Raw genomic sequence first — 22,015 nt, 5'->3', positions numbered from 1 at the left:
TCTATTTCACACAACCCTCGTTTTCATAGCTTCATACGTCTTCTTTGACGTTGTTATTTTGGTTCGGACTCCATTTCACGTCTTCATTCGCGGGCTATGATGTCGCTATTTCACTGAGTCCTTCTTTTCATGGCTTCATACAGCCCTGATGGCGTCGCTATTTTCACACCCCACCCTTTTGACGACTTCATACGAGCCCTATGGTGTCTTTATTTCCGTATCTCCCTCTTTTCGCGACGTCATACAACCTCAATGACGCCTCTATTTCACACAACCCTCGTTTTCATAGCTTCATACGAGGGTTATGAGGTTGTTATTGCAGCGGTTCCACCTTTTCATAGCTTCATACGCCTTCTTTGACGTTGTTATTTTGGTTCGGACTCCATTTCACGTCTTCATTCGCGGGCTATGATGTCGCTATTTCACTGAGTCCTTCTTTTCATGGCTTCATACAGCCCTGATGGCGTCGCTATTTTCACGCCCTACCCTTTTGACGACTTCATACAAGCCCTATGACGTCGTTATTTCCGTACCTCCCTCTTTTCGCGACGTCATACAACCTCAATGACGCCTCTATTTCACACAACCCTCGTTTTCATAGCTTCATACGATCGCTACGACGTTGTTATTTCAGCTCGCACACGATTTCACGTCTTCATTCGGGGGCTATGATGTCGTTATTTCGACGGTTGCATCATTTCATAGCTTCATTCGCGCTCTATGACGTTGTTATTCCCCAAGCAGTCAAATCTATAAAATGGGGTAAGAACAAGGAACTCAAACGTATAGAAAATGCTTTGAATTTTAACATCTGAATCTTGTAAAAAACTGGTTTTGGGTTCCGTTTTTCATGGTAAACGTAAAAGCAGGAAGGTGGGAGTGTCTCGCCTTCCTGCTTTTTACACGCGTTTCAGCGCTTTGGCATAGTCTTCTTTTCTATCAATATCAAGAAGAATTCCTTCGTCCGTAACAGGCAGGAATTCTCTTTTCTGTATTTGAGCCATTAATGGCTTGCCGCCTTCGTCTCCCTGCAGCGTCTCTAACGCCAGACGCTCCGCGTGTCCGAAGAAGACAGGATGGCCTTTGATGCCTTGATAGCTGGGACGCACGACAAACGGCTCGTCTGCCGATTTGGCGATTGCTGCGCCTTTTTCATAGATGTGATGTATGGTAACCGGGGTGAGGAAAGGCAGGTCCGCGAGAAATACCATCACGTGGTACGAAGAAGAATCCGTGCGGTTTCGAATCGTCTCCAGTCCGCATTTCAGTGACGTACTTTGTCCCTGTTTGTAATCAGGATGGACCACCCAATGGAACCGAGGGTCCTTTTCCTTTATTTCTTCTTGTACTTGACTTGAGCCGTGACCAAGGACTGTGATTACTTCGGTAAAATCTTCGCCTCTCACTTTGTCGATGACGTGCTGAAGCATAGGCTTTCCTTGAAGCGGGAGCACTTGTTTTAGCTCCCCCATCCGGGACGCTGTGCCGGCTGCTAAAATGACGGCGAATACTGGTTGACTCATGCTTTTTGAGCCTCGTGGATATGTTCGGCCCCTTGTAGAAAACTGCCGGTGTGGCCTTTCTTTACCGCAACAATTTCAGACAGGATGCTTACGGCTATCTCTTCTGGTGTGACAGCACCAATGTCTAATCCGATCGGGCTGTGCATGCGTGCCAGTTGACTGTCGGTAAACTCCACTCCTTCTTCCTTCAGAGCTTCGAGCATTTTTACCCGGCGCTTCCGCGGCCCCAGTACCCCCACATAGAATGCATTCGAAGGCAGTACGAACTTTAATGTGTCCCTGTCTTTTTCAATATGGTGATTCATCACAATGACATAAGTTCGATCATCAATGTGGACGGCATCCTCAAAACGATGGGGAGGCGCGATGATTCGTTCAGTACCCGGAAAGTATTCTTCCTTGTTATAGGAAGGGCGTTGGTCCACAACGGTCGTTTTCATTCCAAGAGAAACCGCGTAGCGAGCAACCGGAATCGCATCATGGCCAGCTCCGAAGATAATAAGCGGAAGCGGCGGCTGATACATATCAATAAAGACATCAAGCTGGTTGCCGGCAATGTCCGTGTATTGCATGGTTTCTGACTTCGGGTTGCGCTCTGAAAATTTCTTCGCCGCTGCTTCCTTTATAGTTTGATCCAGGTGCTCGTCCCCCAGCGTTCCAGCAGCGCTTCCGTCCTTAGGAATCAATAACCGTTTCGATAATTCGCCTTCCTCGATAATCTTTGCCATCACGGCTTCTTTGTCTTTTGCGATACAGTCTAACCATGCAGTAAAAGCGTCATCCCCTACTGGAACTGGCTCCATGAATAAATGAACGGTTCCCGGGCATCCCAATCCGAGCCCCCAGACGAGGTCTTCATCCATAACGTATGTCTTGAGGAGGGACTTCCCTGTTTCAAATACTTGTTTGGCGGTCTCCGCAACGTCAGCTTCCAGGCACCCACCGGAAATCATCCCTGTCATCTCTCCGTTTTCTTCCACCAACATCTTGGCCCCTTCCCGTCGATATGCGGAACCGCTCACTCGTACGACGGAAATGAGTACGGATTGTCTGTTCTCTGCCTGCGCTTTCTGAATCGCTTCCACTACCCTCTTTTGTTCCTCCACCATCATCACCTCTGTCTTTTCATCTCTTTTGATAAACGTAAATAGGAATCCAGCTGATGAGCTTCCGAGAAAATGTCGATAAACGGCAGTGCCTCTCTCATCTTTGTTTGCTCCGGCCTGTATCCTGGGGTGCCCAACAAAGGGTTTAACCAAATCAGAAGGGATGTTTTCTTTTTTATCTCCTGCAAGGCCTTTCTCATCCACCCCTCTTCACTCGTGTCGAGCCCGTCGCTCATCACTAGAACAACGGTGTTTTTCGTCAGGTATTGCGGTCCATATCGGTTAACAAACGTATTCAATGACTCGCCGATACACGTACCGCTCCCCCAGGAGTCCTCATTCATCTGCAGGGCGGGAAGAGGTTGTTTTTCGCTTTTTAATTGCGATGTCACGTGACTTAATGTCGTTGAAAAGAGAAATGTCTCCGTGTATCGATGTGCCGCTGTTACGCAGTAAGCGAATTGTAAAAAACGGGGAGTATACGGGGACATCGAGCGACTGCCATCCCCGAGAAAGACAATTTTTGCTCGTTCCGGCTTCCTTCCTTTACACATCAGTTCAATAGGCGTACCACCGGTGTGCATACTGCGGCGAATGGTCTTTCTACCGTCAAAGAGGCGCCCGTCATTTGCGGCTGTACGCCGGGACTGGCGCAGCTTTAACACCTTCAAAAACCGGTGAGCTGCCTGCTCCATGACATCCTGATGAATATTAGGAATGATCGCTTCCCGTGTCTTTCGGCTATTCTTATTCGCTCTTGCCGCCATAAATTGAATCGCCTGCTCGAGACCCTCGTTGTCATTCTCTTGATTGGCACCATCAGTGACAGAAGAGGACGATTGCTGTACATTCTTCCCTTGCTTCGGCTGCGATGTCTTAGGTTGATCTTCGTTTGAGCCGGACTTCCTTTTATTATGATGAGAACTCGAATCAGAGGCTGTCTCTTTCATCTTTCTTTTTTGCATGTCCGGAGTCTGGTTCGCTTGTTCAAAAAATCGCTGGAAAATGCTCTCAAAGACTGGCAGATCCTCTTTCCCCGAACAGAGTACGGTTTCAAGCGCTGACTTATACTGTTCCTGATCAGCCATGTTAATGGCCTCCACCGCTCTTAAACTATCGATCTCTTCCTGGACGCCGACGAGCAGCCCTTCTCTTCTTAGCTCCCGGCAAAACAATAGAATATAATCCGTGACATCACCTGTGCTGGATGGGTTTTGTGACGGGGAGATCACGGATGAAGCAACTCCTCTTCCTTAAGTGCAGCCTCCACGGTTTGCCAGTCTTCTTTTCCTTTAATAAAACACCCCAATGTCTCCGTCACGATGTCTTTATCTAGCTGATTGATATGTAAGTAAAGCAATGATTCCGCCCAATCCAGACTTTCTGCTCCCCCTGGAACTTTGGAAAGCGGCAAGGTACGCAGATTTTGCATAAATGCTGCAATTTGGTCAGCCAGCTTTGCGCTAATGTCTGGAAGCCGTTTTTTAATCATGGCCGTCTCTTTCTCTAAATCGGGAAAGTCCATCCACTGATAAAGACAGCGCCGTCGCAAGGCATCACTTAATTCGCGTGTACGGTTCGAGGTCAAAATAATGTACGGACGCTCTTTTGCGCGTACCGTACCAAGCTCAGGTATGGAAATTTGAAATTCCGCGAGCATTTCCAAAAGAAAAGCTTCAAATTCTTCATCTGCTCGGTCGATCTCATCAATTAAAAGCACAGGAGCTTTTTCTTCTTTTAACGCTTGCAGAAGTGGTCGTGTTAACAGAAAGTCTTCACTAAAGATTTCTTCTTTTATCGTTGCAGGATCCGCACCGGCGCCGTTACTCATTTGGATGTGCAGCATTTGCTTGGCGTAGTTCCACTCATACATAGCATGAGCGGCATCGAGTCCTTCATAACATTGAAGTCTTATCATTTTAGTGCCCAATGACTGCGCCAATACTTTTGCAAGCTCTGTTTTTCCGACTCCAGCGGGCCCTTCGATTAACAACGGTTTTTGAAGAATTTTGACAAGATGGAGAGAAATAGCAACAGCATGGTCCGTAACATATCCGTGCTTGTCAAATTCTTCCTCAATGGCGCGAATACTCTCTTGCATAGTCATCCCTAGCTCCTTTCTGACAAAATGGGGAGCCAAGGGCATCACGACACATGTGCTGCCCCTGGCCAACTTTTATAATAAAACGGAAGTTAAGGCGCGTTCTGTATAGACTTTACAGAGATTTTCCCGGTATTCCTCTGAAGCAAATAAGTCACTTCCCATTTCTCCATCTTCAGCGGCTGATTTGGATGCTGCTTTGATGACAGCTTCGGACGGTGTTTTACCGATGAGCGCTTCTTCTACAGATGTTGCACGGAACGCTACGTCACCGGCACCTGTGATACCGACACGCACATAATCAATCACACCATTGCTGTCTGTGCCAGCCACGACTGCAACACCGACGACCGGATACCCGGAAGCCGGGTGGAAATATTTCAAGTATGTCGACTCAGTATGAGCGGGAGGGATTTCGAACGAGATACCCGTCACAATGCTGTCTTCCGGCATCATCGTAATTAACGGCCCAATAATGAAGCTGTCAATATCCATGGATTGCTCTCCAAATTCGTTTGTGATTAGAACTTCCGCGTTTAACACGAAAGCGGCTGCCGGTAAGTCTGCGGCTGAGTCTGCGTGCGCAATGTTGCCGCCGATTGTCCCTTTGTTTCTAATTTGGATATCACCAATTTGCCGAGCTGTTTCGGCTACAAGAGGGATATGTTCTTTGATTTCCGGATGAATCGATACTTCTCTGTGTGTATTCAGAGCGCCGACGATGAGGCGATCTCCGTCTTTTTTTACTTCTTTTAACGCATCGATGCCGGTAATGTCGATTAACATCTGTGGCTCTGTCAGCCTCATTTTCATCAACGGCAGCAGACTGTGACCTCCTGCCAGGATCTTCCCTTCCCCTTTGCTGTCTTTCAGTTGTTGAATGGCCTGGTCTACGTTTTTGGCACGAACATAATCAAACGTTACTGGGATCATTGATTACCCTCCTTTTCTTGGACCGTTTTCCAAATTTTTTCCGGAGTGAGCGGCATTTCCAGATCGGTGATTCCGTATACCGACAGAGCATCCACAACGGCATTCATCGCACAAGCGATAGAAGCTGTTGTTCCAACTTCGCCTACCCCTTTTGCCCCTAGTGGGTTAACAGGAGAGGGGGTCTCGGTGAAGTCTGATTCAATGTGTGGGAAGAACCGTGCTTTCGGCAAGGTGTAGTCCATAAGCGTCCCCGAAACTAACTGGCCGTTCTTATTGTAAACAGCTCCCTCCCAAAGAGCTTGTCCTACTCCTTGAGCGATTCCTCCGTGCACCTGCCCTTCTGCTGTAAGAGGATTGATAACCGTTCCCACGTCATCCACGCTGACATAACGCTGAAGGTCTATCTCACCTGTGTCTTTGTCAATTTCTACAACAGCCACATGCGTTCCAAATGGGAAAACAAAGTTCTCTGGTTTAAAGAAATATTGTGCTTCTAAAGAAGGTTCCATCCCTTCTGGCAGATTCCACGCCATATTCGCGGAATGAGCGATATCTTGAAATGTCCGTTCTTTTCCAGGTACACCCTTTACCTGAAACTTGCCATTTTCAAATTCGATGTCATTCTCAGATACTTCTAATTCGTGGGCCGCGATTTTCTTTGCCTTCTCCACTACACGGTCTGAGGCAAACGACACAGCGGCACCGCCGACAGCTGTAGAACGGGATCCGTATGTTCCCCATCCCATGGAAACGGATTTTGTATCACTAAACACAAATTCAATATCTTCAATAGGGATACCAAGCTTATCCGCTACAACCTGACTGAACGTCGTGTCATGGCCTTGCCCGTGAGGAGATGTTCCACAAAATACCGTTACTTTTCCGGAAGGGTGGACACGCACCGTAGAATTTTCCCATGTTCCCCCCTGAAAACCTACTGCACCAACTACTTCAGACGGACCAAAGCCACACATCTCTACATAGGTAGAGAAGCCGATTCCGATCAATTTTCCTTCCTTCCGCTTCTTCTCTTGTTCACGTCTCAGCTCTTCATAATTAATGGCTTCTAAAGCTTTGTTCAACGGCTTCTCATAGTCTCCGCTGTCATATACTAGTCCATGGGCATTTTGGTAGGGAAATGCCTCCTTTTTTATGAAGTTCTTCCTTCTTAGCTCTACCGGATCCATCTTGATTTCACGGGCGAATAAGTCTATAATTCTCTCAATTTGATAGGTTGATTCTGGTTTACCAGCCCCACGATAGGCATCTGTCGGCGTTGTATTCGTATATACTCCAAACGTTTCAGATTCAGCATAAGGAATATCATAAGAACCAGTAACCATCATGCCAAAGTCGATGGTGGAAACACCAGCACCCATTGTTGATAAGTATGCTCCCAGGTTTGCGGTATTTTTGACGCGAATGGCTTCCAGCGTACCGTCTTTCTTACCAGCCAATTCAACATCGATATACTCATCGCGCCCAGCATTCGCGGCAACATAGTGTTCACTGCGTTCTTCGATCCATTTCACTGGTCTTTCGAGATCCCGAGCCGCATACCCGATAAGAGCTTCGTCCGGATACACCCCAATTTTGCCGCCAAAGCCACCACCCATATCAGGAGCAATGACCTGGAATTTCGCTTCTGAAATGCCAAGAACTTCTGAGAGTACCATCCGGTGAATATGTGGGTTCTGGGATGAACACCAAAGCGTCAGCTCACCGCTTCCCGGATTGTATTGACCAATTGCTGCCCTTGTCTCTAAAGGACTTGGGAATACGCGCTGTACGTAAAAACTTTCTTTCACGACCACTTCCGCGTTTTCCATGATACCTTCGGGAATTTCTCCTGCTTTCCAATTCAACGCTATGTTGTTTTCAATGTCTTCATGAAGAAGCGGGGCTCCTTCTTCCATTGCTTCTTTCTGATTCACCACGGCCGGTAAATCCTCATATTCCACTTCGATTAACTCCGCTGCATCTTTCACCGTGTATCGGTCTTCCGCTATCACTAAGGCTACGCCATCTCCCACGTAGCGGACATGATCGATCGCCAAAGGATACTGAGGCGGTTCTTTTAAATTACATCCTGGTACATACCATGAGGTTGGGATCGGACCAATCTTACCTTCAAGGTCTTTTCCTGTGTAGACAGCCACTACGCCTGGATGATTGAGCGCTTCTTCCACCTTAATGCTTTTAATCTTTGCATGCGCGCTGGAGCTTCTTACAACGGACGCATGCAGCATACCTGGAAGCGTAATATCATCTGCAAAATTACCATTTCCTGTTAGTAAGCGGGCATCTTCTTTTCTTTTTACTGACGAGCCTACCATCTTAGTCATTTTGAGTTCCCTCCCCAACTAATCGCTGGCTGTTCAGGTTCACGCCGGTTTCTTGTATCCTGGTTGCCGCTTTTTGGACCGCGGAGACAATAAACTGATAACCGGTACAGCGGCAGATGACGCCTTCGAGTCCTTCCCGAATTTCTTCTTCGGTAGGATTGGGATTTTCTTTTAACAGACCAATAGCTGCGATCATAACACCAGGTGTACAGTACCCGCATTGCAGCCCATGTTCTTCCCAAAAGCTTTGCTGCATAGGGTGAAGCTCTGCTGCAGTCCCCAACCCCTCCACAGTCGTTATCTCCGAATGGTCAGCCTGAACAGCAAGCATCGTACAGGACTTTACAACATCTCCGTCCACCATCACAGAGCAGGCCCCGCACTGACTTGTGTCACATCCAACATGAGTACCGGTTAAGCCGAGGTCATCACGCAAATAGTGAACGAGCAGTTTTCTCGGCTCCACCTCTGCGCTGCAGGCTTGTCCGTTTGCGGTTACTGATACTCTCTTTTTCTCAACTGTCATATCATACCCTCCTATTATTCTATGATTCATTAGAGACTGGCGATTTTCTTCGCTTCTTTCTCAATATCCTTGAAGAACTGTCCCATGATTACTTTCGCGACCCCATTCATGACACGCTGTCCGGCAGCCGCAAGTACACCTGTTACTTCTACATCAGCACTGCATTGAAGCGTCGTGTCGTCTCCGTCTTCTACTAGTTCCATGGCAGCGTCCCCGTTAAATTTACCGGGCTTCCCTTGGCCTTCTACGAGCAATCGATAAGAGTCCATTTCCTTAATATCCACCTGGCTTACTTTTGCTGTAAATACCCCCTTTACCGGGCCAATATTAATCCCTAACTCGGAGTCATACACATTCTCCTCCACTTCTTCAAACTTCTGACACCCTGGCAATGCGTTTTTCAACGCTTCATTGTTTTGCAACGTGTTCCATAGTGTCTCCTTCGAAATTCCTTTAAACTTATGTGATGATGATATGTTCAACAGTAAGATCCCCTTTCATGTTGGAATAAAAATTTGTCAGGATAGTGATGTTTTTTAGCCGCCAATGTATGACATTTCAATTTTCTTTCTGTCTGTTCTGCCTGTCCTGGACTCACCTCCTCTCTCTTCGGAGTAACGATCCGTACGAGCGTTCCAAATCGCTGCCAGCTTGTCCTGAATCTCCTCATCCGTCGCTCCGGAACGAAGATATTCTCTGAGGTCATGTCCTTTGGAAGCAAACAAACAAGTATATAACTGGCCGTTCGCTGAGAGTCTTGCTCTCGTGCAGGAGCCGCAAAAAGTATCGGTCACCGACGAGATGATTCCAATTTCCTTGTCTGTTCCTTCGTATGTAAACCGGCTGGCTACTTCACCAAAATAATTACGTTCCGCAGGCTCCAAAGCCATGTCGTGATGGATGATATCAACCATTTCTTTCTTAGAAACTACTTTTTCGAGGTTCCATTGGTTGTAGTTGCCGACATCCATGAATTCGATAAATCGGAGGATATGATCCGTTTCCCGGAAATACCGTGCCATCGGTAAGATATCTTGATCATTAACGCCTTTCTGAACGACCATGTTCACCTTCACCTGGAGTCCGGCAGAAGACGCAGCTTCGATTCCTTCCAGTACATCTGTAACGGAATGCTTGCGGCTGTTCAGCTGATGGAAAACGTGATCATCGAGCGTATCTAAACTGACATTCACCCGTTGTAAACCAGCAGCTTTTAGCTCTTCACTGAATTTCTTTAAAAGGATTCCGTTGGTCGTAAGCGCAATGTCTTCGATCCCTTTTATCTGGTTAATAGAGTGGATAAGTGTCGGCAATTCCTTCCGCAGTAAAGGCTCTCCGCCGCTGATTCGTATTTTCTTCACCCCTAAAGGCACCATCAATTGGACCGTGCGCTCTATTTCTTCAAAGCTTAAAATCTCCTCGCGGGGAAGAAACGGATAATCTTTTCCGAATATTTCTTCCGGCATACAATACGTACACCGAAAGTTACAGCGATCTGTCACAGAAATGCGCAAGTCTCGAAGCGGACGTTGATACGAATCGTGGACCATGATCTTCCTCCTCTCTTTTTGAATGTTGGAAATTGATTGTTTTTACATTCTGTTTTATGATTAGCTAAATATTGATAGAAAGGAGCCTTTTGTCTATGCTTGATCAACGTTACTCCCGCCAGATACTCGTCCCATCCATAGGAACAGCAGGACAACAAAAGCTTCAGGAAACCTCCATCCTTATTATTGGAGGAGGAGCACTCGGAAGTCATACCGCCGAAATGTGCGCCCGTATGGGAATTGGCAGCATCACGATCATTGACCGTGACTACGTCGAGCTCAGCAATCTTCAGCGACAGACACTTTTTACCGAACAGGATGTTGCACATAAAGAAGCGAAAGCCTATGCGCTTGAAAACCATGTAAAAGCCATCAATTCATCGATCGAGGTGAAAGGAATTGTTGCCGACCTTACAAAAAATGAGATAACCCACTTTGTACGCAGCGCCGACATTGTCCTCGATTGCACAGACAACTTTGATATCCGCTTTTTAATCAACGATGCCTGTATCCTCCACGGAAAAAAATGGATTTACGCCTCCTGTGCCGGAACGTACGGTAATATCGTTCCGATCCATCCGGGCGTGACACCTTGCCTTGATTGCTTACTGAGCGGTACTCCTTTTTTGAACGGAGCCAGTTGTGATTTAATCGGTGTGCAAACAACACTCGTTCCGTTTATTACGAGCATTCAATGTTCTCTCATGGTTCGCATGATTATCGAAGAAAAAAAGTTCGACGGTTATTACTTTTACCAAGTTGATTCCTGGAAGCTTGAAATGAATAAATTCACTATTTCGAGAAGCGAGGATTGTCCCTCTTGTGCTAAAAAGGAATATAATTATTTACATAAGCCGTTTTCTGAAGATGCCATGCAGCTTTGCGGCCGGGACACCGTTCAATTTCGAACGTCCGCCCGTGACCGGGAAGGCCTGGATCAAGTGGCTAATTACTTAGAACAGCATTCCCTTCCGTACAAGCGAAACAAATTCATCCTTTCTTTCACTTATGAAAATTATCCATTTACCCTTTTTACAGATGGAAGATTGCTGATACATCAAGTCAACAGTAAAGAGGAAGCGAAAAAAGTGTATTATCAGTTATTTAACTAACGAGCCAACAGTTATCAACCGCCGCTCACCGGCGGGATAACTGCTATTTCCCGTTCTGCGTGCAGAGGATCGGCATCTTGCTTAAACGTCATATCAACGGCAATCTGACACTGAGGCACGTCAGCGGCAACCGCCGGATATTTCCTCGTGATTTCCTCCTTTAGTTCTCTGATCGTCTCCACACCGGTGAGCTTCATCGTATCCTGATCGAAGCCAAGCTTTTCTTCTAAATAAGCAAAAAACTTAATGGTTACCGTCATCCCGGATCCCTCCCCATCTCACCTTGTCATGGTCGTATTCTTTCTTCCATATCGGCACTCTTTTTTTCAGCTCCTCTATGATATGCCGAGACCCTTCATAGGCTTCCGGCCGGTGAGGAGTAGAAACGCCAATGAATACGGCAATGTCTTGCACATCTAACCTGCCGATCCGGTGAACGACCACGACATCGGCGGCGTAACGTTCTTCTACCTCCTGAGCCAACTTTCTCAGTTCTTTGACGGCCATATCGTCGTAGGCGTAATACTCAATGGACGTCGTCGTGACGTCACCAGTGATATCACGAATGGTGCCGGCAAACATGTTGTTTCCTCCGTGATGAGGATTTGAAATTTTGCTAAAATACTCGCCAATATCAATCGGTTCATCTTGCAGTTTTACTTCAATCATATGCTTTCCCCTTTGCTCTCCGCTTCCTTGTTATAACAGCCATACTTGTACGGTGTCGCCTTGTTTATGTCCTTTGGAACCGCCGGGTATGGTAATCAGGCACGTTGTTTGATGCAAGTTGCCAAGTGAACTGGACTGGTCACTTCCTACCGGTGTCACGTGAAGACGCCCGTCGCCATCAAAGTCATATTGACCGCGCAATATCCGGTCAAAAGCGTTTTCTTTTACGTAATCTTCTCGTAAAACAGCCGTTGTGTGAATCACAGAAGTTGTCGTCCCCAGCAATTGAGCTAAGTAGTTTCTAATAAACAGATGAAAGCCGATAAAGCAGGCTCCCGGGTTTCCGGAGAGAGCGATCAGCAGCGTATCTCCGAGCATTGCTGCACTCGTGGGACTTCCCGGCCTCATTCGTATCTTGTTAAATAACAATTTATTTTCTCGAACAATAGCTGCCATATAGTCAAAATCCCCAACTGATACGCCGCCCGTCGTCACAATAATGTCTACTTGTTCTGCTAATTCTGACAGTTCTTTTTGGATGCTTCCCTTTTCATCTGGCAGCTGCGCTGAGTAATAAACGTCGGCTCCGTTTTCGTACAGCAACTGTTCAAGCAATGGCATGTTGCTGTCGTATACTTTTCCGTCTTGTAATTCTTCTCCCGCTGACAGAAGTTCTGTGCCGGTAGAGAGAACAGCAGCTTTCGGCTTCTGAAAGACAAAAATGGTTTCTATTCCAAATGCCTTGAGGAGGCTGATTGTTCCGCTGTTCACTTTTTCTCCTTTGGACAATATCTTGTCCCCTTTGACGAAATCAGAGCCAATCGGGTTAATCGTAGCAAACGGGTGACTCTCCACTATTTTGATCTCTTCCGCGTTGTCGGTCTCCTCTGTCTGCTCAAGCATAATAACTTTTTCTGCCGAATCAGGAACTTTGGCCCCAGTCATAATGCGTACGGTCTCCTGCTCTTGCAAATCCCCTTCAAAAACGGCACCGCACGGAACCTCCCCAACTACTCTAAACACTTTAGGCAAGTCGGTATCGTCCTGTTTTCTAATCGCATATCCATCATATAAAGACCGTCTAAACGAAGGAATAGAAGAAGGGGCGTAGCAATCTCGGGCTAGAATAAAATGGAGGCTGTCATCAACATCTATCTCCATTTCTTTCAACTGTTTTTTGGAATCCATCAACCTCTTGATCGCTTCCTCTATGTCAATGGCTTGTCTCTTCTGAATCATCCGTATCCCTCATTCCGTTGAAGAATGTCTGGTTTGTTCTTGTTTAATAATATGCAATTAGTGTGCCATTTTTTAATCACTTAGAGAATCAACATATTTTTACTTTTATTAAGCTTTTTTCGTTTATTTCATTTCAGAATTGAATGTTTATTTTTCATTTTTGAAAATTACTTTGATTTCGATAAAAAAAAGAGGCTGTCTTCACAGCCCCCATGTCAACTTCTTAATAACATTTCTTCCATGATTTCCAACTGTTTTCTTCTTTCTGCTCTTACTTCCATCGCCTGCTCGAAGGTGACGGTTATAAAACGAGAAGTAGAGGCAGGTCTTAATTGTGCCATGAGGTCCAGATCCTGGCTGATTACCGTTCCAACCGTGACGTAGCCTCCTCCTGTCGTCGCATCATTGTGGAGAATAATAAGCTCTTTTTCATTCGTGAACATAATCGACCCGATTGGGAAAGCAAAATCAACCACATTCGAGAGACTCTCTCCAGCCCCAAAAGGGGGATGCTGTCCCGTAAAAGATACGTTTCCTCCTGTGTACCGGTACGCTACCCGGTTTGATTCGTAGGAGACCTTCCATTCTGTCGTTAAAAAATTTTTCAACCCTTCATCACTGACTAAATAACTTGATAGCCCCATGATAACCCGCAGTTCCTGAAATTCGTTAAAAGTTGGGGTATACTCCAACGGGGCTGATTTTCCAACTTGCTTAAATGCCCCTGGCAAGGGTTCACTAATGGAAAGCTCGTCCCCTGACTGTAATTTTCTCCCTTTAAACCCGCCAATCTTGCTGACTTCATATGTTGATTTACTGCCAAATACATCTTCCACTTGGATACCACCGGAGACACAAAGGTAGCTTTTGACTCCTTTCCGGCATTCTTTTATCGTAAGAACATCTCCCTCTTTCACTTCCAATGCTTCCCAAAACGGCACCAGCTCATGATTGAGATAAGCCTTCATCGGTGCACCAGTAAGTGCAATCACTGTGTTTTTATGAAAGAGAAAGGTGCCGCCCATCAGCGTCATTTCGAGTGCTGCAAAGTGGGCAGGATTGGCAACAAGCAAATTGCCAATATAGTAGGAGTATTGATCTGCAGCCCCGGATGGCGGCACTCCTAAATGATACCCTCCGCTTCGTCCCGTATCCTGTACCGTCGTCCATAAGCCCGCTTCTTTTACAACAATCATTTACTGATCCTCCAGCAACTCTTGAATATAATCCTTCCCTCTGTTCACGTACTCGAGGGGGGAGAGATGAATATTTCTGATGTTAAACCGGTAAGTACCATCTTCGACTTTGGAACGAATGTGACAATACTCCGATTCTTCTATCGGCCTGTATTTCCAGATATCACCCAGACGTGCTAGAAAAGGAGAATCCTCCAGACAAGGTAAGCGTTTTGACATGTCAAACACAGGGACCGCTGACATGCCCACAAGGTTATAACTTCCCGATCCATTGGCTGGGTATATCACATTAAACGCACCACCGATTCCAATACTTCTTTCCGGCGTCTCCATTCGGGGACTGTTATATTTGGGGGCTTGGATAACTTCCTTCGACTGAAGGCCGAGCGGGAAATGCCAGGCCGTTCCCGGCAGAAAACCAATCATCGTAACGAGATAAGGAGAGCTCGAGTGGTGCTCAATAAAAGCTTGCTTGTCCGTAAAGCCATTTACTTTCATGCAAAATTCAAAATTAGACCGCGTCGGGTCCGGGTGCCTGTCTTTATAACGTGCGGAATACTCTGCTGTAATGGGGTCGTCATACCAGATGGGAATCTCAATAAGACGAACAGACAAATCGAGCTTAGCCGGGTCACTTTTGGTAAAGTCGATCTCCCGCATATACTCCACAAGATCCTTCCCCGAAATGATGTCTGGATTATAGCGAACTAAGTAGGAAGCGTTAGAGGACACGACATCTTGAATACCTGGAATGTTTCTACGTTTCAATTCCTTTGTGACGGCTAATGCTTTGAAGTTACTTTCGATTTTCATATCCCTCGTTATCTCGGCGTGTATGTATTCATCCCCACCGAAACTGAAAGTGGTCTCCGGCAGACTAAACATCGTCCTCTCCCCCCTCTTTCCACTTTTTCATCCGGCGGCTGATCGTTGCCGGGCTGACCTGTAATACTTCCGATACTTTGGTTGCTGTCCCGTACTTTCTCATCGCTTGACGAATCAATTCGTTTTCCACTTTATCTACTGCATCCTTCATGGGCATGATGCCGAGAGAGAATGGTTTCTCTGTCTTTTTCTCCCCTCCATATAAAGCTCTTACCACCACTTCTTGGTCTACCCATTCCTCTGAACTAAGAACAAGCAGTCGTTCTACAATGTTTTGGAGCTCCCGTACATTTCCCGGCCAATCATAGGCTTCGAGCAACTCAATAGCCTCTGAGGTGAACTTCTTATGAAACGTGTACATGTGGTTAAATTGCTCAAGAAAATAAAGGGCGAGTGGAAAAATATCTTCTCTCCGCTTCCGCAGAGGTGGAATTTGAAACGGAATCACATTCAACCGATAATACAGATCTTCCCGAAACTCTCCTCTTTCCACCATCTGTCTAAGATCTTTATTAGTAGCCGCAATGATACGAACATTAATCGAGATGGTTTGCGTTCCGCCGATTCGGGTAATCTCTTTCTCTTGCAGTACACGAAGCAGCTTGACTTGCATATTGAGAGGAAGCTCGCCAACTTCATCCAAGAACAGCGTGCCATTATGGGCTAATTCAAAATAGCCAGCTTTTCCTTTTCGATCTGCCCCTGTAAACGCACCGTGTTCGTAGCCGAATAATTCACTTTCGATCAATTGTTCCGGAATAGCCCCGCAGTTGATGCGAATATAGGCATTCTCATAACGCGGACTGGACGCGTGAATTTTATGGGCAAAAATCTCCTTTCCTACACCGGATTCCCCTTCTAGTAGGACGGTTGAATTCATTTGTGCCACACGGTGCATTTCCGCAAGCAGACTTTCCACGAGTTGAGAGCGGTAGACAATCTCTTTCCCCACACTATTCGCAGCTGCCACTTGACCTGAAATATCTTGTTCCTTTTCGAGACGTCCACTTTTGCCTTCTTTAAGACTTCGCAGTAAGATAACGACTCTCTCTAATTTCTCTTCGTGATAGATAGGTGTGGCAACAGACCAGATTTTACCGATGTTGTCTGCTTCCTGGATAGCCGTAACTTTTTTTCGCTGGCTGACACACAGATCAAAGATGTTCGGCTTCATTCCTTTTTTATCGGTATACCTTTGTATATTCTCTCCAATAATTCTCTTCGGCTCCTCGACTCCCCAAAAGTCTTTCAAAAAAGTGCCGGCAGCTCTTAATATATTACCAGCATGATCCACTACTAATATTTGTTCCTGAGACGAGGCGTACAAGGCTAACATGTCAGAATAAATGTTGCGGACAAAGTCCAATTCCTGCACGGCTTGTTCAAACGTTTCACGCGAAAAAAATATATGTACGATACCTTTTATTTTCCCATCAATCCGGAGGGGATACAAATTACCACTAATTTCTTTATAGTTAAAGGAGCTACTGACACTAACCATCGTCTCGCCTTGGATAACTTGATCCATATCCCTGTCCATCGTTAACAAGGTTTTATAATTTCGCCTCATCAAGAACTGACTTGGTATTCCTAGTATATTTTCTGCTTCTTCGTTCATAAATTCAATTTCGTGATTTATGTTTGTTTTGATAATACCGACTTCCGATCCTTGAAACAATTCATTTAACTCCGTAAGCCGAATACCATTCAACCTGTTTTTTGCTTCATGGAGCGTAATATAACCCGAAGCATTATTTTCTCTATCTTCCGTGACAACAAGAGAAATATTATGAGTGAATGCAGCTGGAGCGGACTCGGGAACGGTAATCATGTCGGTTTGATACTTAATAGGTATATCTAAGCAGCTTACATGTTCTACCTGTCCTAGAAGCGACCGTAGTGTGCAGTAACCAACAAACGTATCTTTTTCCTGCACTAGTGCCAGGTCTGTTTCCTGTTCTTTCATTCGTGCAAAAGCCTTCCGAATGCTGGTATTGGCAGGTATGACCGCAGGAATAGGCATGATAATATCTTTCCAAGTAATCAATGTATCCCTCCTTTAATCTCTATTATAATACAAGTTCGGGGGGATAAGGCAGCAACAAAGAGAACAAGAGGGCGTGATCGCTGTACACACGGCGCTCCGCCCTCTTGGACTTTATTATTCATTTCGGATGGCGGTAATTTCTACGTTAGCTTCCTTTAAAGCGTTGGTAACCGCTTTTGCGAGCTGCGGTGCGCCCGGTGTGTCGCCGTGAATGCAGACCGTTTCTGCTTCAAGACTCACATCTTCTCCTTCGTTTGTAACAACACGACCTTCTGTAACAATCCGGACAACACGCTCTGCCATTTGCTCATAGTCTTTAATCGCAGAGCCCCGCCGCGTCATGACGATAGACCCCTCTTTCGTATGTTCTCGGTCTGCATATGCTTCTTTTGCGACGGGAACTCCCATTTTCTGTCCTTGCTCGTACACCTCAGACTGGGGTAATGTGAAGACAACCATTTGCGGATCCGCTTCATGAACTGCTTCCAAAATCGCACGCGCTAGCTCTCGGTCTCTCATCGCCTTCATAAAAAGAGCGCCGTGAGGTTTGCAATGGTGAAGGTGAATGTCCTCTGCACGAGCAAATTCCCGCAATGCCCCCATTTGATACGTGACATAATCCTTCACTTCACTGGCAGTAGCTGTCATGTCGCGCCGTCCAAATCCTAACAAATCAGGAAATCCAGGATGGGCACCGATTTTCACTTGATGTTCTTTTGCTAATCGTACCGTCTTTCTCATTACATGGGGGTCGCCGCCGTGATAACCGCATGCAATATTAGCCGATGTGATATATTGCATCATCTCTTCGTCATTTCCGAGCACATATTGGCTGAAGCTTTCCCCCATATCACAATTCAAATCTATCTTCTTCATACAAGATCACCCCTCAAGGCCGAGCGATTTAATAAATTGAGTCGTATAATCTCCATGGACAAAATCCTCGTTTTCCATGATTCTCTCTAAGAGCGCAAGGTTCGTAGTCAGACCTTCTACCTCTATTTGGCTCAGGACTTGCTTCATGTTCGCGATCGCTTCCCGACGGTTAGGACCGTGAACAATAATCTTTCCAATCATCGGATCATAAAAAGGTGACACGTTGCTTCCTTCCTCCACACCAAAATCAAGACGGACCTTCTCTTCTGGGAGTTGAAGCGTTGTGAGCTTCCCTGGTGATGGGAAGAAACTTTCCGGATCTTCCGCATAAAGCCGGCATTCAATGGCATGTCCTTGTTTTTGAATGTCTGCTTGAGCGAGCGGTAATTGTTCTCCGGATGCGATTTTTAACTGCCACTCGACTAAGTCCAACCCTGTAATCTCTTCTGTCACCGGGTGCTCCACCTGAAGACGTGTATTCATTTCTAGAAAATAAAAATTGCCATCCTCATCGAAAATAAATTCCATCGTGCCGGCATTGGTGTAGCCGATTTCCTTCACCCCACGAACAGCCGCTTCGAGAAGCCGGGTACGCATGTCCTCATCCAGGAACGGGGAGGGGCTTTCTTCTACGATTTTCTGATTACGGCGTTGCACCGAACATTCGCGCTCAAACAGATGAACGACATTGCTAGCATGATCCGCTACGACTTGAACCTCGATATGGCGCGGCTTTGTGATTAATTTTTCTAAAAAGACTGCGCCATCATTAAAATAAGACTCCGCTTGCTGCACGGTTGAATCAAAAGCGCTTTCAAGTTCTTCTCGGCTGTGGACAAGCTTCATTCCAATGCCCCCGCCGCCGGCACTAGCTTTAAGCATAAGTGGATAACCAAGCGACTCTGCTGTTTCCACGGCGTCTTCCAGAGACTTTATCCGTCCTTCTGATCCAGGTACGACAGGGACGTTCGCCTTTTGCATTTGCTCTCGAGCTGACAACTTGCTTCCCATGATTTTCATTATTTTTGCTGATGGGCCGATGAAGGTAATATTTTCTTGTTCACAACGTTCCACAAAACCCGGATTCTCCGACAAAAAACCATAGCCAGGGTGAATCGCATCTGTGTTTGTTTCTTTTGCAGCCTGGATAATTTTCTCGATGTCTAAGTAACTCTTCTTCGCTTGGGACGGGCCAACACAAACGGCTTCATCCGCCTCATTCACAAACGGGGCATTGGCATCAGCCTCTGAATAGACAGCTACCGTACGAATCCCCAGACTTTTACACGTTCTTATGATCCTTCGGGCAATTTCTCCCCGGTTGGCAATTAACACTTTCTCAAAATAACTCATACACGTCCACCTCTGTTTTTTAAAAGGCGAAGACGCCATCATCATGCCTCTTCGCCACATTCAGTTTCACATTACTAAGATATCGTTGCGATCTCTTGACCCGCTGCTATTTCACTCTCATTTTCGATGAAGAACTTTTCCAACACACCGTCTTTTTCTGCCTTTACTTCATAGAAATTTTTCATAACTTCCACTAGACCAATCGTATCGCCCTTTTTAACAGGGTCTCCCTCTTTTACATAATCCTCTTTGTCCGGGGATGGCTTGCGATAAAAAATTCCCGGTAGCGGGGAGAGTACTTTGTTTTCTTCAGACATTGTTAATTCCTCCTTTTATTTCGCTACAAACTGCCGTACTTTTTCAACAGTGTCTCTGTATTCATTTCTAGCTTGCAGTGCTTCCTCTATATCGACGGAGACGAAACGAACTTTTTCATTTGTTTTCACTTGAGCCATTTTATCCAAATCGGTACTAATGATCGTGCAGATCGTTACATAACCTCCGCCGGTAACCGCGTCATTTAAAAGGGCAATGGGCTCAACACCGTCCGGTACTTGGATAGAACCTATTGGATATCCAAGATCCACCACATTGGAGGCATTACTCCCGGCACCAAAAGGCTGCTCGCGTTCCATGAAATGCAAACGCTCTCCCTTGAATCGATAACCAACACGGTTTGCTTCTGTTGTCACGGTCCATTCGCGTTCAAAGAAACGCTTTTTGCTATCTTCAGTCAAGCGGTAGCTGCAAAGACCGAGAACAACACGAATCTCATTATCACCGCTGAAATCTAAGCGGTATTCATCTGGAAGGCTTGTTCCCTCTTTAACATCTTGCTTTTTATTCGTGCCGATCGTCAGTTCGTCACCCTCCTGAAGAGCACGGCCTTCCATACCGCCGATCCCGCACAGTGTGTAGGTCGAACGTGATTCCATAATAAGCGGCACTTCAATGCCGCCAGCTACTGCTAAATATACGCGTGCTCCTTTTTTCACAAAATCAAAAGAGAGTTCGTCTCCCGATTTAACTGAAAGCGTTTCCCACATCGGTACGGATTCTCCGTTAATTTTCGGCGGGATCTCCCCTCCTGTAATCGCAATTACCGCGTCTTCCTGGAACTGCAGGACCGGCCCCATGTATGTAATCTCCAGGGAAGCCGCATTTTCGTCATTACCGACAAGTATATTCCCTACGGTATACGAGTATTTATCCATCGCTCCAGAAGGCGGCATGCCGACATTGTAATAACCAATTCTGCCGTAATCCTGAACGGTTGTTTCGAGACCCGGATTTTTTACTTTAATCATGCATACAACCTCCCTAACACGTCATCTGAGAACGCTTTCGGATCTTCCAGCACTTGTTGAGGAGTGAAGGTGAAATCTTTCATGACATAACGGAATGTGCCGTCTTTCACTTCTTTGCGAATTTTTTCGTATTCATCCATTGTGATACTGCGGAATCGAAGCAAATCCCCTTGTCTCGGGAATGTCATGGAATCTTTAAAGTCATGAAGACGCTGCTCACTTTCAAAAATTGGCGCTGCGGCTGTACCGAACAATTGATACCCGCCGGCTCCTTGAACAGGATAAATAACAGCGAAAGCTCCACCGAAACCAAACGCCCTTTCAGATGTGAAAGTACGCGGCCGCACATACTTAGGAACTTGGATTTGCTGTTCACGAGGTACCATTTGATAGCACCAAGGCAGGCCGGGAACGAAACCGATCATAGAGGCAATATACGGATAATCGGTGATCGCTTGAATTAATTCTTCCTTCGAATCAAAGCCGTTAATACGGGCTGCATACTCTAAATCCGTAGAAGAAGGGTCCTGATGACGGTCTCTAAACCGCATAACCGTTTCATGCGTCCACGGGTCCTCGAACAAAATCGGCATGTCCACAATTCGAGAACTAATTTCAAAACCATCAAGTGACACGGATTCTTCCAACTGTTTCAGTTTTGCAATCAGATCGTCCGGATGAATTTTTTCCGGCTGAAAACGTATCATATACGAAGCATTAGAGGGACATATGTCCACAATTCCTGGTACGTTGTCCTCTTTCAATTGTTTCGTAATGGCCATCGCTTGAAAGTTCACTTCTAAACTCATTTCCTCTGATAATTCAACAAAAATAAACTCATCACCGCCATACTCGTAACGGGGCACCAGCCTTCACCTCTCTTAATTTATGATTCTTTCGATTTTACACTCTTACATAAATTGCAAATATCGTGCCAACTTTCAAAAGTCCCCTAGAACGGTGTATTCACTTTGTGACGTCGTTTATTTTTTCATTTTTGAAAGATTGTTTTTCTTTTTTGAAATTGAATAAGGGGCAGCGATGAATAGGGACACTGTGAAATATCCCCTTCCCTTCCCCCACCTTTCAAAATTGCAATGGTGCCTTTTCATGCCCACAGGTCTTTCGTTGATTGATGTTGTTGTTTTTGTTCGGGCACGATTTCGCGACGCATCCGAGGGCTATGAGGTTGTTATTTCTGCTCGTATTCAATTTCATGACATCATCCGAAGGCTATGAGGTCGCTA

The 22,015-nt window shown here is 45.9% G+C and carries 21 protein-coding genes; 1 reads left to right on the top strand and 20 read right to left on the bottom strand.

All coding sequences use genetic code 11. The annotated features are described in order from the left end of the window. Positions 1-899: 899 nt before the first annotated feature. The 9 genes from LOR49_RS00850 to moaA all read right to left on the bottom strand — a co-directional run bounded on the left by LOR49_RS00850 (position 900) and on the right by moaA (position 10,084). The gene (locus LOR49_RS00850) at positions 900-1,523 is read right to left on the bottom strand and encodes a nucleotidyltransferase family protein (protein ID WP_240374108.1); all 624 of its coding nucleotides are present in this window, start codon (positions 1,521-1,523) and stop codon (positions 900-902) included. Further along, positions 1,520-2,635: an XdhC family protein gene (locus tag LOR49_RS00845; RefSeq protein ID WP_240374107.1), complete on the bottom strand. Its 1,116-nt coding sequence runs from the start codon at positions 2,633-2,635 to the stop codon at positions 1,520-1,522. The genes LOR49_RS00850 and LOR49_RS00845 overlap by 4 nt, the downstream gene beginning before the upstream one ends. Beyond that, entirely contained in the window at positions 2,635-3,861 is a 1,227-nt protein-coding gene (locus LOR49_RS17585) for a vWA domain-containing protein (RefSeq protein WP_240374106.1), read from the bottom strand. The genes LOR49_RS00845 and LOR49_RS17585 overlap by 1 nt, the downstream gene beginning before the upstream one ends. Continuing rightward, positions 3,858-4,736 (bottom strand): AAA family ATPase, encoded by an 879-nt coding sequence (locus LOR49_RS00835; protein WP_338021103.1) that lies wholly within the window; start codon positions 4,734-4,736, stop codon positions 3,858-3,860. The genes LOR49_RS17585 and LOR49_RS00835 overlap by 4 nt, the downstream gene beginning before the upstream one ends. 69 nt (positions 4,737-4,805) lie before the next feature. Beyond that, positions 4,806-5,663 (bottom strand): FAD binding domain-containing protein, encoded by an 858-nt coding sequence (locus LOR49_RS00830; protein ID WP_240374105.1) that lies wholly within the window; start codon positions 5,661-5,663, stop codon positions 4,806-4,808. Next, positions 5,660-8,008 (bottom strand): xanthine dehydrogenase family protein molybdopterin-binding subunit, encoded by a 2,349-nt coding sequence (locus LOR49_RS00825; RefSeq protein ID WP_240374104.1) that lies wholly within the window; start codon positions 8,006-8,008, stop codon positions 5,660-5,662. Before LOR49_RS00825 ends, LOR49_RS00830 begins: the two co-directional genes overlap by 4 nt. After that, the gene (locus LOR49_RS00820) at positions 8,001-8,534 is read right to left on the bottom strand and encodes a (2Fe-2S)-binding protein (protein WP_240374102.1); all 534 of its coding nucleotides are present in this window, start codon (positions 8,532-8,534) and stop codon (positions 8,001-8,003) included. Before LOR49_RS00820 ends, LOR49_RS00825 begins: the two co-directional genes overlap by 8 nt. 29 nt (positions 8,535-8,563) lie before the next feature. After that, positions 8,564-9,016 (bottom strand): SRPBCC family protein, encoded by a 453-nt coding sequence (locus tag LOR49_RS00815; RefSeq protein ID WP_240374101.1) that lies wholly within the window; start codon positions 9,014-9,016, stop codon positions 8,564-8,566. A 54-nt stretch (positions 9,017-9,070) separates the two neighbouring features. Further along, a complete protein-coding gene (gene moaA / locus LOR49_RS00810) occupies positions 9,071-10,084 on the bottom strand; it encodes a GTP 3',8-cyclase MoaA (protein ID WP_240374100.1) in 1,014 nt (337 codons plus the stop codon). 95 nt (positions 10,085-10,179) lie between these two features. On the opposite strand from moaA, the gene LOR49_RS00805 reads away from it, so the two are divergent. Then, entirely contained in the window at positions 10,180-11,196 is a 1,017-nt protein-coding gene (locus LOR49_RS00805; protein ID WP_240374099.1) for a ThiF family adenylyltransferase, read from the top strand. A 14-nt stretch (positions 11,197-11,210) separates the two neighbouring features. On the opposite strand, the gene moaD is transcribed toward LOR49_RS00805, so the two are convergent. The 11 genes from moaD to LOR49_RS00750 all read right to left on the bottom strand — a co-directional run bounded on the left by moaD (position 11,211) and on the right by LOR49_RS00750 (position 21,634). Further along, positions 11,211-11,456, bottom strand: a complete 246-nt coding sequence (gene moaD / locus LOR49_RS00800) for a molybdopterin converting factor subunit 1 (protein ID WP_240374098.1) — start codon at positions 11,454-11,456, stop codon at positions 11,211-11,213. Next, positions 11,440-11,865, bottom strand: coding sequence for a molybdenum cofactor biosynthesis protein MoaE (locus tag LOR49_RS00795; RefSeq protein ID WP_240374097.1), 426 nt, complete (start codon positions 11,863-11,865; stop codon positions 11,440-11,442). The genes moaD and LOR49_RS00795 overlap by 17 nt, the downstream gene beginning before the upstream one ends. 30 nt (positions 11,866-11,895) lie before the next feature. Continuing rightward, positions 11,896-13,104 carry a molybdopterin molybdotransferase MoeA gene (locus LOR49_RS00790; protein WP_240374096.1) on the bottom strand — a complete coding sequence of 403 codons (1,209 nt, stop codon included), beginning with the start codon at positions 13,102-13,104 and terminating at the stop codon, positions 11,896-11,898. A 215-nt stretch (positions 13,105-13,319) separates the two neighbouring features. Continuing rightward, a complete protein-coding gene (locus LOR49_RS00785; RefSeq protein ID WP_240374095.1) occupies positions 13,320-14,300 on the bottom strand; it encodes a 5-oxoprolinase subunit C family protein in 981 nt (326 codons plus the stop codon). Next, a complete protein-coding gene (locus LOR49_RS00780) occupies positions 14,301-15,185 on the bottom strand; it encodes a 5-oxoprolinase subunit B family protein (protein ID WP_240374094.1) in 885 nt (294 codons plus the stop codon). It lies immediately after the preceding gene. After that, entirely contained in the window at positions 15,178-17,232 is a 2,055-nt protein-coding gene (locus LOR49_RS00775; RefSeq protein ID WP_240374093.1) for a sigma 54-interacting transcriptional regulator, read from the bottom strand. Before LOR49_RS00775 ends, LOR49_RS00780 begins: the two co-directional genes overlap by 8 nt. Positions 17,233-17,346: 114 nt before the next feature. Further along, complete coding sequence (locus LOR49_RS00770; protein ID WP_240374092.1) at positions 17,347-18,108, bottom strand: LamB/YcsF family protein; 762 nt, start codon at positions 18,106-18,108, stop codon at positions 17,347-17,349. A 6-nt stretch (positions 18,109-18,114) separates the two neighbouring features. Then, entirely contained in the window at positions 18,115-19,461 is a 1,347-nt protein-coding gene (locus tag LOR49_RS00765; RefSeq protein WP_240374091.1) for an acetyl-CoA carboxylase biotin carboxylase subunit, read from the bottom strand. Positions 19,462-19,535: 74 nt separating this feature from the next. Next, complete coding sequence (locus LOR49_RS00760; protein ID WP_240374090.1) at positions 19,536-19,778, bottom strand: acetyl-CoA carboxylase; 243 nt, start codon at positions 19,776-19,778, stop codon at positions 19,536-19,538. A gap of 15 nt (positions 19,779-19,793) precedes the next feature. After that, positions 19,794-20,768 (bottom strand): 5-oxoprolinase subunit C family protein, encoded by a 975-nt coding sequence (locus LOR49_RS00755; RefSeq protein ID WP_240374089.1) that lies wholly within the window; start codon positions 20,766-20,768, stop codon positions 19,794-19,796. Beyond that, entirely contained in the window at positions 20,765-21,634 is an 870-nt protein-coding gene (locus tag LOR49_RS00750; RefSeq protein ID WP_240374088.1) for a 5-oxoprolinase subunit B family protein, read from the bottom strand. The genes LOR49_RS00755 and LOR49_RS00750 overlap by 4 nt, the downstream gene beginning before the upstream one ends. Between the last annotated feature and the right edge of the window lie 381 nt (positions 21,635-22,015).

It is taken from the genome of Bacillus piscicola, assembly GCF_022458745.1.
Taxonomy (GTDB): Bacteria; Bacillota; Bacilli; order Bacillales; family Marinococcaceae; genus Alteribacillus_A; species Alteribacillus_A piscicola.
This window is presented reverse-complemented; position numbering and strand designations above follow the sequence as displayed.